Below are 12,316 nucleotides of genomic sequence, written 5' to 3' on the forward strand. Positions count from 1 at the left end.
ATGTCTAGTCTGAAAGGTCTAGTTGATTAGTGTTGCACTTGAATTTTAAACTGGGCCAATAATAATATACAAAAAAATCTGTCATTAATAATAGATTAAATCTATTACCAACAACAGATATTGTACAGCCCTTTTTGTCCAGTCTCTCTTAGTATTTATACGATTGTTACCGAGCAAGAACGCGGGATAAAAAACAACGTGAATTGTCTTTTGTCCTGTTTTGGCCACGATTCGTTAAGAAAGGGAATCAGGTAATCAAATGGTATGTCAATCCCTTAGATACCTTAACAGCTGGCTGGCATGATCAGGCTGTTGATTGGTAGTTAGTGTTTCTGAGACGCTTTGTGATAGACATTGACATTCTGCCATTAAAATATTAAACTATTAAAAATTGGTTAGACCATTTAGTATAATTCGATTCATAATCGACTTTGGAGGAATTTAATGATGACAAAAGCTAAACCGGCAACAGAAATTGATTGGAATAACTTAGGATTTAACTATATGGATTTACCTTATCGATTTATTGCTCATTACGAAAATGGTAAATGGAATAAGGGTGATTTGACTCAAGACAGCACCTTACATATTAACGAAGGATCAACTGCGTTACATTATGGTCAGGCGGATTTTGAAGGCTTAAAAGCGTACCGAACTAAAGATGATCACATTCAATTATTTCGGCCAGATATGAACGCCAAACGAATGCATAATAGTTGTGAACGATTACTAATGCCAGCATTTCCGGAGGATCAATTTATCAATGCAGTAAAAGAAGTTGTGAAAGCAAATGCTGACTATGTACCGCCTTATGGGACTGGCGGGACCCTTTACTTGCGACCATTGATGATTGGTGTTGGTGGTAACATCGGCGTGCATCCAGCATCTGAATATATCTTTACGATTTTTGCAATGCCAGTTGGTGCTTACTATAAGGGTGGGTTAAAGCCAACTAACTTCACGACGTCATATTATGATCGGGCTGCGCCTCATGGAACTGGCCAAAGTAAAGTTGGTGGGAATTATGGTGGTAGTTTACTGCCAGGGGATGAAGCCCATAAGGCTGGTTTTTCTGATGTTATTTATCTTGATCCGGCGACCCATACGAAAATCGAAGAAGCCGGCTCGGCTAACTTCTTTGGAATTACGAAAGATGATACGTTTGTTACTCCCAAATCACCTTCAATTTTGCCAAGTATTACGAAATTTTCAGCACTTTGGATTGCTGAGCATCGATTGGGATTGAAAGCAGAGCAAGGTGACGTTTTCATTAATGATCTGGACCGGTTCAAGGAAGCTGGCGCGATGGGAACAGCTGCCGTAATTTCACCAATTGGCGGGATTGAATATCAAGATCAGTTGCACGTCTTTTATAGTGAAACTGAGGTCGCACCGTTGACGCGTAAATTGTATGACGAGTTAACCGGTATTCAATTTGGCGATGTTGAAGCACCTGAAGGCTGGATCCAGCGGGTTGAGTAATCCTAAAGGAGAAGTTGCATGGTGAAACGAGAAGGACATTCACATACTGAATTTTGTCCACATGGTAGTGGTGACGATGTTGAATTGATGATTCAAAAAGCGATTCGACTAGGCTTTGATACGTACAGTATTACTGAACACGCGCCATTACCAGCTGGGTTTTCTGATGATTATCGCGGTAAAAAAACCGGGTTAACCGAAGCAGCCATTTCAATGAGTGATCTTGAACCTTATTTCAAAAAAGCTAATGAAATGAAGACCAAGTACGCGGATCAGATTCAAATTCAAATTGGGTTTGAGGTCGACTATCTTCCTGAATTTACCAACTGGACGAAGGCTTTTTTGGATGAATATGGGCCGCGGACAACTGATAATATTTTGTCGGTTCATTTTTTAAAGGGTCGGGATGGCCACTATTGGTGTGTCGATGACACATTAGCCGATTTTCAGACCGGCCTACTTAGCCAATTCCAAGATTCTCAGAGTCTCTATCGTCTTTATTTTGAACAAGTTAACCGGTCAATTCGGGATGATTTGGGCAAATTTGCGCCCCAACGAATTGGTCATATGACGCTGATTAAGAAATTTCAAGATCATTTTCGGCTAGACTCCGCCTTTTCACCTGAAAACTTAGGCATAGTGAGTGACATTTTACTTGCCATCAAGAGTCAGGGAAGGCAGTTGGATTTAAATGCCGCTGGATTGTATAAGAAGGATTGCAATGAACAATACCCGAGCCTGCAAATTATTGAAATGGCCAGGGTGCTTAAAATTCCGATGATTTATGGTAGTGATGCCCATAGTGTGGCTGATATTGGCCGTGGTTATCATGCATTGGCTGATTTCGTGACTGATTCTTTTTGAAATTACTGTTGACTTCTGAGAATTGCAGTGTATGATAATAAGTTAAATTAAAGATTACTAATAAAATAAAGTTTTGATTAGAAAAAGTAACTGAATTTGAATGAAAAGAGAACTCTGGTGGTGAGAATGAGTGATTCGATTCGGTGAACACACATCTATGAACTAATTGGTTGAACCAAGTAGGCCAATTCGCATGTTTAGCGTTATCAGGGTTGCCCCAAGTCTTACTGAAGTGTTTTCAGATGAGTACTTGGTGGCAGCGTAAGGCTGTTTATCGTGAGGTAGCAGCAAATTGAGGTGGTACCGCGATCAAAACTCGTCCTCGAAGACTGAATTTCAGTTTTCGGGGTTTTATTTTGCTCAAAATTTGTAAATTGGGAAGTGACAATATGCAGAATAAAAATTTACCTAATGGAACCCGTGATGAATTTGGCCCGCAAGCCCAGATTAAAGAAACGATTCAAAACAAGTTATTGTCAGGCTTTAAAAATCGTGGATTTCAAAAATTAACAACGCCGGTCATTGAATATTCGGATGTTTTTAAGCCACTGAATCCTGATGACTATCGACCTTACCAAATGTTGGATGAGCAGGGAGAAACGTTGGTTCTTCGACCGGATCTAACATTACCCGTGGCTCGGGTAATGAGCGCCACAGGTCTTAATTTACCGGTTAAATGGTATTACGGTGGGGATGTTTTTCGTTTGAAGAAGCGCTTATCAGGTAGTTATAACCAACTATCGCAAGCTGGAATTGAAATTGTAGGTTACGAGGGGGTGCGAGCTGAATGGGAATGTTTGTCGGTGGCGTTATCCGAATGCCAAAGACTTGGTATTCCCAATGTGACCTTGCAGCTTAGTGAAGCAGGGTTTGTGGATGCGGTTATCAGTCAATTGGCGATTCCACAGCCAACTAGGGAGAGCCTGAAACAGGCTTTATATGCAAAAGATCTTAGCGACTATAATCGTCTTTGCCAACCATTAGTTGAAACTGAATTTAGCGAGTTTTTACGGGAATGGCCATGGTTGTTTGGCAGCTTTGACCAGGTTATGGAAGTGGTTAAAACGTTACCGGATAATGAAAGTTTAAAACGGATGATTCATGATTTAACGACTACTCAACAATTTGTTAACAACCAATTTCCGAATTATCGGGTGACGGTTGACTTAAGCATTCCTTCACCGCAAGTTTATTACACAGGAATGGTCTTTCGCGGTTTCACGGAGCAATCAGCTGACTATTTGTTTAGTGGGGGCCGTTATGATGACTTATTAACTAATTTTCAGCAAGTGAAGGTACCGGCAGTTGGACTCGCATTTGAAATTGATGCATTGGTCCAGCGAGTCCCGGTTCCCGAAAGCGGACCTCAGACTTTAATCTATTTTGACGATGAACAGTGGCCACAAGCGGAGCAGTTACTCCATAAACTTGGGAATGCAACGCTATGCTTAACTCATAATTTTGAAGCTGCTAAACGGTTGGCAGCTAGTACGAACAGTAAGTTGTTGGACTTAACGAAAAGAAGGTAATCTTATGAAACCAATTAAAATTGCGTTGACTAAGGGTCGAACTGAACAACAGGTTATACCGTTGCTTGAAGCCAGTGGGATTGATTGCAGCGGTCTTCGAAGTAAAGGACGGCGTCTTATTTTTGACGATGACCCACGCTACGAGATTATTCTGGTAAAGGGTCCTGATGTCTTAACTTATCTGAACAGCGGTTCGGTTCAAATTGGGATCGTCGGTAGTGATGTATTGGATGAACAGGGAAATCGTCAGTATGCGATGTTAAATCTAAGTGTTGGTAAATGCCGCTTTGTCCTCGCGTCAACTGAAGACTTTGATCCGCAACAACAACGCCGAAAGATCATTGCCACTAAATATCCCAATATTACCAAAAGATATTTTCAAAGCATTGGTGAGGACGTCGAAATCATTAAAATCGAAGGCTCTGTCGAATTAGCACCATTAATTGGGTTGGCTGATGCGATTGTCGATATTGTCGAAACCGGTAATACGTTGAAAGAAAACAATTTACACGTCTATGCAAAATTGCAGCCGGTGAATACGAAATTGGTTGTTAATCGGCTGGCACTTAGGCAATCGCAAGTCCCGATTAAATCGTTAATTACCAGTTTACAGACGGCAGATAGGCAAATTAAACAATTTGAAATGAATGGAGAGTGGACGAGATGAGAACAGCAACGATTAATCGCAACACCAGTGAAACAAAAATTCAATTAAGTTTAAATCTTGATGACCCTTCTAAAACGCAAATTGACACGGGAATTGGTTTCTTTGATCACATGCTGGCTGCTTTTGCCAAACATGGCCGCTTTGGTCTAATTGTGAAGGCTGATGGTGATTTAGCGGTTGATCCGCATCACACAACCGAAGATGTTGGCATTGCCCTGGGGCTCGCATTAAAACAAGCCTTAGGAAATAAAGCCGGTATTGAACGATTTGGATCAGCCTTGATTCCACTCGATGAAACACTAAGCCGAGTAGTTATTGATTTATCCGGTCGCGCCTATTTGGTTTTTAAAGCCGAGTTTTCTAATGATCACCTTGGCGGCTATGATACGGAAGTAACGGAAGATTTTTTTCAGGCGTTTGCATTTAACGCCGACCTGAATCTTCATGCGGAGGTTTTATATGGGCGCAATACTCATCATAAAATTGAAACGTTATTTAAAGCGTTGGGCCGAGCACTCCGAGCGGCTGTGACTATTAATCCGGAGATTAAGGGGATTCCATCGACCAAGGGGGTTATCTGATGATTATTGTGATTGATTATGATACCGGTAATACACGAAACGTCAAGAAAGCGTTGGATTTTCTTGGTGTTTCAAATCAACTTTCAGCAGATCCTGCCAAGATTCTAGCAGCGGATGGGTTGATTCTTCCCGGCGTAGGTGCCTTTTCAAAAGCGATGGATGCCTTAATCAGTCGCGGCTTGGTTCCGGTGATCCAGCAGGCCGCTAGACAGGGAGTCCCAATTCTTGGCATTTGTCTGGGCATGCAGTTGTTATTTGAGCGAAGTTTTGAGTTTGGTCAAAGACCTGGTCTATCAATTATGAATGGGCAGGTAGTTCCAATTCCTGATCAGTTGGGCGTCAAGGTGCCGCACATGGGATGGGATCAAAATCAAGTGACTCGCCCTGATCCAATAGCCGATCCTTTTGATCAGCAATTTACTTATTTTGTTCACTCCTACTATGTTGAAACTGGTCCAGAAAATATTTTGGCAACTGTCGATTATGGTGTTCGGCTTCCTAGTGTCGTCCGACGAAAGAATGTGATCGGAATTCAATTCCATCCCGAAAAAAGTGGTGACGTTGGTTTGGCTGGGTTAACGAAATTTAAGGAGTTGATTGATCATGCAGATTATTCCCGCAATTGATTTAAAAGAACAACAGAGCGTTCGACTTTATCAGGGTGATTTTAACCGAACAACAATTATTAATGCTTCACCGCTGGCCCAAGCGCTTGCAATTGAAAAAGCTGGATTGACCAGGCTTCATTTGGTTGATTTGGATGGCGCCAAGTCTGGGCGACCGATTAATCGAGATGTGATTGAACAAATTTGCCGTCAAACAAATTTACAAGTCGAGGTTGGCGGTGGCATTCGCTCTCTCTCACAAATTAATGCATATTTAACTTCAGGTGTGAATCGAGTGATTTTGGGATCTGCCGCGTTAAATAATCCTCAGCTGGTTCAACAAGCTATTCACCAGTTTGGTGCCGATCAAATTGTTGTTGGTATTGATGGCAAAGATGGCCTAGTGGCAGTTTCCGGTTGGTTAGAACAGAGTTCCGTTTCAATGGCTGAATTAATGGCATCAATGGTTGCATTTGGTGTCAAGACATTTATTGTGACCGATATTTCGCGTGATGGTACTTTAAATGGGCCAAATATCGATCTGCTTAAAGGACTTCAACAAAAATATTCTCAAAGTACGGTGATTGCTTCAGGTGGCATTCGTAGCATAACTGATTTGGATTGCTTAGCCAGGGCAGACATTAAAGCTGCCATTATTGGCAAGGCAATGGCAACTGGTGACCTGCCATTGGCGAGATTAGCGGAGGTGGCTGAAGATGTTGGCTAAACGAATTATTCCGTGTCTGGATGTTGATCATGGTCGCGTGAAAAAAGGCGTTAATTTCGTTAATCTTCAAGATGTTGGTGATCCTACTGCAATTGCGTCAGCTTATCAAAAACAGGGTGCCGATGAAATAGTTTTTTTGGATATTACTGCGACTAATGAACATCGAAAAGCCATTATTGAAACGATTGAAAAAGTAGCTGGCCAAGTTTTCATGCCATTAACCGTTGGTGGTGGGATTCATACAGTTTCAGATATGATGGCATTATTGAAAGCCGGCGCGGATAAAATTGCGGTAAATTCAGCAGCGGTTGATAACCCGGATTTGATTACGAAAGGCGCTGAAAAATTTGGCCGTCAATGTATCGTATTGGCGATTGATGCAAAATTTAACGCCGATACTAATCAGTATGATGTTTATGTTAACGGCGGCCGTAAAAAGACGACATTAAATGCCATTGAGTGGGCCAAGCAGGGCGTTGGTTTTGGAGCAGGTGAATTGCTGGTGACCAGTATGGATCGGGACGGAACGAAAAGCGGGTATGACCTTAATTTATATCAACAGCTGAGTCGAGCCGTCTCGGTTCCAATTATTGCGTCTGGAGGCTGTGGACAGGTTAGCGATTTCACTAATTTGTTCCAGCAAACAACTGTTGATGGTGCCCTGGCCGCCTCAGTTTTTCATTTTGGCGAACTCAAAATCTCAACGGTTAAAGACCAATTGCGAAAAGATGGGGTGATTATTCGATGAAGCCGGATTTTGCAAAATATCCCGATCGACTTGTCCCGACAATTGTCGTGGATAATCGAACGGATCAAGTCCTGATGATGGCCTATGTTAATGAAGAAAGTTTTCAGTTAAGCATGCAAACCAGGCAGACTTGGTTTTGGTCCCGAAGCCGTCATGAGTTGTGGCATAAAGGTGAAACGAGTGGTAACACGCAAGCAATCGTTTCAGTTCAAATCGATTGCGATGCCGATACGCTGTTGATGAAAGTTATTCCCGCTGGCCCTGCCTGTCATACAGGTCATATGAGCTGCTTTTATCGGACCTTGTGATTGTTAAACAACAGTGATTAAATGACTGCGGCAATGATTGGCGAGATAACGTTTTCGGTGGCTTCAGTTAGCGTAAAGTAACCTGATTCGGGCTGACCGGGAACTGATCCTGCCAAAAAAGAATTTAGGAGGCATAAATATGACAGAGGAAAAACAAGACTTGGATGAATTATATCAATTAATTATGGATCGTAAGCGCAATCCAATTAAGGGTTCTTATACGGACTATCTGTTTACTAAAGGATTAGATAAAATATTAAAGAAGGTTGGTGAGGAATCAACTGAAGTTGTTGTGGCGGCCAAAAATGAATCGGACCCGGCATTTATTTTAGAGGTTGCTGATCTAGCCTATCACGTACTGGTTTTACTAGCAGAACGGGGAATCACTGTTGATCAGATTAAGAAAGAATTAGCTGGTCGCGAAGGCAAAATGAGCAAAACAAAGGAACGCGATGACATTGAAAGATGGTAATTGTCTTAAAAAATATTGATTAATCAGTTAACTGGAAGGAGCACGTGCGGCATCAATGATCATCATTTAATTACTATGTTAAAGAATTGATTTAAACCGGTATCCATTCGATCCGAAGTGATGATAGACTAGTTAAATAAAAAGATATTATTTGGAGGCTTACCTATGGTCAAAGAAACTGTCAAACACTTAAATCCTTATGTTCCTGAGCCAACATTATCTGAGCTTAAGAAGCAACACGGGCTTGCCAAATTGGTTCGATTATCGGCTAACGAAAACGCGTTTGGTACCTCGCCCGAAGTAACAGACGCCTTGGATAAATGGCATTTTGCCAGTGCTAATTTGTATCCGGACAGTAACGCTGAACAACTTCGGTCCAACATTGCCACCCATTTTAACATTAGCCCTGATAGTCTCATTTTTGGAAATGGGTTGGATGAGATCATTGAGTTGTTATGCCGGGTAATTTTGGAGCCTGGTGATGAAGTGATTGATCCAGCTTTGACCTTTTCAGAGTATCGGTTGCATTCAGAAATTGAGGGTGCGACAATTAAACCTGCGCCGCTTGATAAGGCCGGCTTCATTAGTTTAGCAGCTGTTAGCCGTCTGGTAACGGATCGAACTAAGATCATCTGGTTGTGTAATCCCAACAATCCAACCGGAACACTGATTGAACCTGCCGTGATTGAAACCTTTTTAAACAATCTTCCTACTGAAATTACGGTGGTTGTTGATGAAGCTTATATTGATTTTTCTGAAAATGGTCATGCCTCAGTGATGGCATTAACAAAACAGTTTAATAATCTTGTTGTTTTACGAACCTTTTCAAAAGCTTACGGTTTAGCAAATTTCAGAGTGGGGTTTGCGGTTTGTTCCGAGCCGTTAATGGGATACTTACAGGCGGTTCGCCTACCGTATAACTTGAGTACTTTTGCCGAAATTGCCGCAACAGCTGCTTTCCGAGATCAAACATTTGTTGAACAGACTGTCGAAACGGTAATCAATGAACGGAAAAAGTGGGAGCATTTTTTGATGGAAATTGGGTTACCATTTTATGATTCAGCAGCTAATTTCATTTTCTTTCAGGTCAATCGTGGCAATGCAGATGATCTTTATAACGAGCTCCTACAAAATGGCTACTTAGTTCGAAATGGTTTAAAACCGGGATGGTTACGCGTCACAATTGGGAAGCCAGCGGATAATTTGGCAGTTCAAGCCTTAATTGCCGGTTGGTGTCATTCTCTTGATTAGGTAGAATTGGCCCCGCAACTTAGCATATTTTTAGTGGTAATCATTATCAGAATGAGTTAGTATAAAGTTTACTGGAAATTACGACCTTCAACTCGTGGATTCTCCAGAATCTAATTGAAATGATGGTGGTTTTATGCAAGACAACAGTCAAACTCGAGTCGTTGTTGGAATGAGTGGTGGTGTCGATTCTTCAGTCGTCGCTTATCTGCTTAAACAACAAGGCTATGATGTGATTGGCGTTTTCATGAAGAATTGGGATGATACTGATGAGAACGGCGTATGTACTGCAACTGAAGACTATAAAGATGTTGCTAAAGTCGCTAATAAGATCGGCATCCCGTACTATTCTGTTAACTTTGAGAAGGAATACTGGGATCGCGTATTCACATATTTCTTGGATGAGTATAAAAAGGGCAGAACACCCGATCCAGACGTAATTTGTAATAAGGAAATCAAGTTCAAAGCATTTCTTGACTACGCTTTGGAGCTAGGTGCTGATTACATCGCAACCGGTCACTACGCGCAGCTGACACGTGATGAAGATGGTCATAACCATCTATTGCGGGCTGTTGATGGCAATAAAGATCAAACTTACTTTTTGAGTCAGTTATCTGCTGATCAGTTGGATAGAGTAATGTTTCCAATTGGTAATCTGGTTAAGCCGGAGGTTCGCCAGATTGCTCGGAAAGCAGGTTTGGCGACTGCTGACAAAAAGGACTCAGTTGGCATTTGTTTTATCGGCGAGAAGAACTTTAAAAACTTTTTAGGCCATTATCTCCCTGCAACTCCAGGTAAGATGATGACTGTGAATGGCGATGTTAAAGGACAACATGATGGCTTGATGTACTACACAATTGGTCAGCGCCGAGGCCTTGGAATTGGTGGCGATGGCATTGATAATCAACCATGGTTTGTAGTTGGCAAAGATCTTAAGAAGAATATCTTATACGTTGGCAAGGGTTATCATAACCCAATGCTGTACGCCGATTATTTAGATGCTTCCGATATTCATTGGGTTAATAATCTGGACCGCGGTCAAGACTTCCACTGCACGGCTAAGTTTAGATATCGTCAAAAGGATACCGGTGTCACCGTTCATATTAGTGATGATGGCAAGTCTGTCCGAGTCGATTTCGATAATCCGGTTCGGGCAATTACGCCAGGCCAAGCGGTTGTTTTTTATGATGGCGAGGAGTGTTTGGGATCCGCCATCATTGATGCTGCTTACAAGCAAGCCAAGGAGTTACAGTACGTATAAATCAGGGCCTTTTTGAACCGTACTGGAAATCGTTTATTAGCGGTATCACTAAAAGAAAAATCTGCTTAATTAATTTAAAGTGATTAATTTAAAAATTGAATATTAAGTCAAGGGGCTGGACAATGGTTAGTTGTCTCGGCTCCTTTTTTTATGGGGAAAATTGGCAATCGTTAGAAAATCACTTTTCATATAGTAGAAAATTTGTGGCTGGAAAGTGTTTAAATTAAAAGAGAACTTCGTTTAAGTAAGAATCATCAGCTGCAAATATCCGGCAATGGAAATAAAGCTGAGATAAAGAGTGGTCGATAATTTGGGAAAGGGTTAATTAAACTTGGCATCACTTTGAAAATTTTGAAATTCGATCATTTTCCTGTCATAATATATTAAGTGAAAATAGTTTTGGGAGGGACAGAATTGACCAAATTATACTTTATCCGTCATGGAAAGACCGAGTGGAATCTTGAAAGCCGTTATCAAGGCGCTGGCGGTGATTCACCGCTACTTTCCCAAAGCTATGACGAGATGAATCAACTAGCCCAACACATCAAAACGGTTAAATTCAGCCATATTTACGCCAGTCCAATTAAACGAGCTCGACTAACGGCAGTGACGATTGCTCGGCAGCTTAAGAGACGACCACCAATCTCTTTACTGTCCCGCTTGGAAGAGTTCAATCTTGGAAAAATGGAAGGGATGAAGTTTGACGATGTTAAACGACTTTATCCCGAAGAATTTGATAATTTTCGAAATCATCCGGATTTGTATCAATCAAAAGTGATTGGTGGGGAAAGCTATTCGGATGTGATTAATCGGATGACGCCGGCTGTTCTTTCGATCGTTCAGAACAATCCGGATGATAATGTGATGGTTGTTAGCCATGGCGCCGCTCTTAATGCTGAGATGAATCACCTGTTGGGAACGCCATTGGCAGATTTACGTAAACGAGGCGGGTTAGCCAACACCAGCACGACGATTTTAGAAAGCACCGATGGTAAAACATTTAAATTGCTTAAGTGGAATGATACAAGCTATTTGAACCGGAAGTTAGACAAAACTGATTTAGTTTAGGTGACGATCATGAAAAAAAATAATTCAGATAAAATAAAAAAGCTACAAGAAAAAAATCAGCAAAATCAACGTGATTATACAAAGAAACGGGAGCAAGAAGAGCAGCAGGCCCATCAAGTGATTCATCAGTTGATCCAAAAAATTGATCGTCAACCGAATAACTTTCATAATTATTATGATTTAGCAACGTTTTTAGTGGAAGCTAAGGATTATCAGCAAGCTGAAGAGTTATTAATGAAAGCCTTGGGAATTTTTGACAACGATTCCGATGATGTCAAGGATACTTTAAAGTTTGGCTTAGGCAACGTCTATTATGCCGCTGAAGAATATGATAAGGCGATTAAAACATTTCAACAGATTAATGATGATAAGCTTCAAAGTGAGGCTTATATTATGCTAGCCCAAAGTTATATGGCTAAGGGTGATAATAAGCGTGCGATGGTATTTGCACTCTCTGCTCAGAGTACCAAACATGATGACCCAACCGTTAATCAAATGATTGGTGATAATTTGTTGGCGCTTGGAAATTTTAAACAGGCTGGTGAGTTTTATGATATTGTGTTAAACCATGAGCCTAAAGACGGAAAAGCTAATTTTAATCGTGGCCTGGTCGCCATGGTTGACGATGAGCCATTTGAACGCTATTTTCAGACAGCCAAAGAAAGCGACCCGGACTATTTTCAGAAAGGGCAACAAAAATTGAAAGATATTGAAAAATTTATTCAGTTAAATAAAAAAGAAAACCACCACTAACAA

At 41.2% G+C, this 12,316-nt stretch carries 14 protein-coding genes and 1 other annotated feature; all 14 genes read left to right on the forward strand.

The genetic code is table 11. The features are described 5' to 3' along the window. The first annotated feature begins 447 nt into the window (after window positions 1-447). Window positions 448-1,482 carry a branched-chain amino acid aminotransferase gene (locus tag FC85_RS05680; protein WP_057864647.1) on the forward strand — a complete coding sequence of 345 codons (1,035 nt, stop codon included), beginning with the start codon at window positions 448-450 and terminating at the stop codon, window positions 1,480-1,482. 18 nt (window positions 1,483-1,500) lie between these two features. Continuing rightward, window positions 1,501-2,346 carry a histidinol-phosphatase HisJ gene (gene hisJ / locus FC85_RS05685; RefSeq protein ID WP_083484998.1) on the forward strand — a complete coding sequence of 282 codons (846 nt, stop codon included), beginning with the start codon at window positions 1,501-1,503 and terminating at the stop codon, window positions 2,344-2,346. A 64-nt stretch (window positions 2,347-2,410) separates the two neighbouring features. After that, window positions 2,411-2,673 (forward strand) — a binding site (T-box leader). 62 nt (window positions 2,674-2,735) lie between these two features. Next, a complete protein-coding gene (locus FC85_RS05690) occupies window positions 2,736-3,875 on the forward strand; it encodes an ATP phosphoribosyltransferase regulatory subunit (protein ID WP_057864583.1) in 1,140 nt (379 codons plus the stop codon). 4 nt (window positions 3,876-3,879) lie between these two features. Continuing rightward, the gene (hisG, locus tag FC85_RS05695; RefSeq protein ID WP_057864584.1) at window positions 3,880-4,542 is read left to right on the forward strand and encodes an ATP phosphoribosyltransferase; all 663 of its coding nucleotides are present in this window, start codon (window positions 3,880-3,882) and stop codon (window positions 4,540-4,542) included. After that, complete coding sequence (gene hisB / locus FC85_RS05700; RefSeq protein WP_057864585.1) at window positions 4,539-5,123, forward strand: imidazoleglycerol-phosphate dehydratase HisB; 585 nt, start codon at window positions 4,539-4,541, stop codon at window positions 5,121-5,123. Before hisG ends, hisB begins: the two co-directional genes overlap by 4 nt. Then, entirely contained in the window at window positions 5,123-5,749 is a 627-nt protein-coding gene (gene hisH, locus FC85_RS05705; protein ID WP_057864586.1) for an imidazole glycerol phosphate synthase subunit HisH, read from the forward strand. The genes hisB and hisH overlap by 1 nt, the downstream gene beginning before the upstream one ends. Next, complete coding sequence (hisA, locus tag FC85_RS05710; protein ID WP_057864587.1) at window positions 5,727-6,455, forward strand: 1-(5-phosphoribosyl)-5-[(5-phosphoribosylamino)methylideneamino]imidazole-4-carboxamide isomerase; 729 nt, start codon at window positions 5,727-5,729, stop codon at window positions 6,453-6,455. Before hisH ends, hisA begins: the two co-directional genes overlap by 23 nt. Further along, entirely contained in the window at window positions 6,445-7,203 is a 759-nt protein-coding gene (hisF, locus tag FC85_RS05715) for an imidazole glycerol phosphate synthase subunit HisF (RefSeq protein ID WP_057864588.1), read from the forward strand. The genes hisA and hisF overlap by 11 nt, the downstream gene beginning before the upstream one ends. Next, entirely contained in the window at window positions 7,200-7,511 is a 312-nt protein-coding gene (hisI, locus tag FC85_RS05720) for a phosphoribosyl-AMP cyclohydrolase (RefSeq protein WP_057864589.1), read from the forward strand. The genes hisF and hisI overlap by 4 nt, the downstream gene beginning before the upstream one ends. A 139-nt stretch (window positions 7,512-7,650) precedes the next feature. Beyond that, a complete protein-coding gene (gene hisE / locus FC85_RS05725; RefSeq protein ID WP_057864590.1) occupies window positions 7,651-7,983 on the forward strand; it encodes a phosphoribosyl-ATP diphosphatase in 333 nt (110 codons plus the stop codon). A gap of 165 nt (window positions 7,984-8,148) precedes the next feature. Then, window positions 8,149-9,234: a histidinol-phosphate transaminase gene (gene hisC / locus FC85_RS05730; RefSeq protein ID WP_057864591.1), complete on the forward strand. Its 1,086-nt coding sequence runs from the start codon at window positions 8,149-8,151 to the stop codon at window positions 9,232-9,234. Window positions 9,235-9,367: 133 nt separating this feature from the next. Continuing rightward, a complete protein-coding gene (gene mnmA / locus FC85_RS05735; protein ID WP_057864592.1) occupies window positions 9,368-10,492 on the forward strand; it encodes a tRNA 2-thiouridine(34) synthase MnmA in 1,125 nt (374 codons plus the stop codon). Between the two features lie 414 nt (window positions 10,493-10,906). After that, on the forward strand, window positions 10,907-11,560 hold the full coding sequence (locus FC85_RS05740; RefSeq protein WP_057864593.1) for a histidine phosphatase family protein: 654 nt from the start codon (window positions 10,907-10,909) through the stop codon (window positions 11,558-11,560). A 9-nt stretch (window positions 11,561-11,569) separates the two neighbouring features. Beyond that, the gene (locus FC85_RS05745) at window positions 11,570-12,313 is read left to right on the forward strand and encodes a tetratricopeptide repeat protein (protein WP_057864594.1); all 744 of its coding nucleotides are present in this window, start codon (window positions 11,570-11,572) and stop codon (window positions 12,311-12,313) included. Window positions 12,314-12,316 lie beyond the last annotated feature (3 nt).

The sequence above is a fragment of the Lentilactobacillus diolivorans DSM 14421 genome (assembly GCF_001434255.1).
In the GTDB taxonomy this organism is placed as follows: Bacteria; Bacillota; Bacilli; order Lactobacillales; family Lactobacillaceae; genus Lentilactobacillus; species Lentilactobacillus diolivorans.

Coding starts and splice junctions, on each gene's coding strand:
- FC85_RS05680 (WP_057864647.1), top strand. CDS start 448: ATGACAAAAGCTAAACCGGCAACAGAAATTGATTGGAATAACTTAGGA.
- hisJ (WP_083484998.1), top strand. CDS start 1,501: ATGGTGAAACGAGAAGGACATTCACATACTGAATTTTGTCCACATGGT.
- FC85_RS05690 (WP_057864583.1), top strand. CDS start 2,736: ATGCAGAATAAAAATTTACCTAATGGAACCCGTGATGAATTTGGCCCG.
- hisG (WP_057864584.1), top strand. CDS start 3,880: ATGAAACCAATTAAAATTGCGTTGACTAAGGGTCGAACTGAACAACAG.
- hisB (WP_057864585.1), top strand. CDS start 4,539: ATGAGAACAGCAACGATTAATCGCAACACCAGTGAAACAAAAATTCAA.
- hisH (WP_057864586.1), top strand. CDS start 5,123: ATGATTATTGTGATTGATTATGATACCGGTAATACACGAAACGTCAAG.
- hisA (WP_057864587.1), top strand. CDS start 5,727: ATGCAGATTATTCCCGCAATTGATTTAAAAGAACAACAGAGCGTTCGA.
- hisF (WP_057864588.1), top strand. CDS start 6,445: ATGTTGGCTAAACGAATTATTCCGTGTCTGGATGTTGATCATGGTCGC.
- hisI (WP_057864589.1), top strand. CDS start 7,200: ATGAAGCCGGATTTTGCAAAATATCCCGATCGACTTGTCCCGACAATT.
- hisE (WP_057864590.1), top strand. CDS start 7,651: ATGACAGAGGAAAAACAAGACTTGGATGAATTATATCAATTAATTATG.
- hisC (WP_057864591.1), top strand. CDS start 8,149: ATGGTCAAAGAAACTGTCAAACACTTAAATCCTTATGTTCCTGAGCCA.
- mnmA (WP_057864592.1), top strand. CDS start 9,368: ATGCAAGACAACAGTCAAACTCGAGTCGTTGTTGGAATGAGTGGTGGT.
- FC85_RS05745 (WP_057864594.1), top strand. CDS start 11,570: ATGAAAAAAAATAATTCAGATAAAATAAAAAAGCTACAAGAAAAAAAT.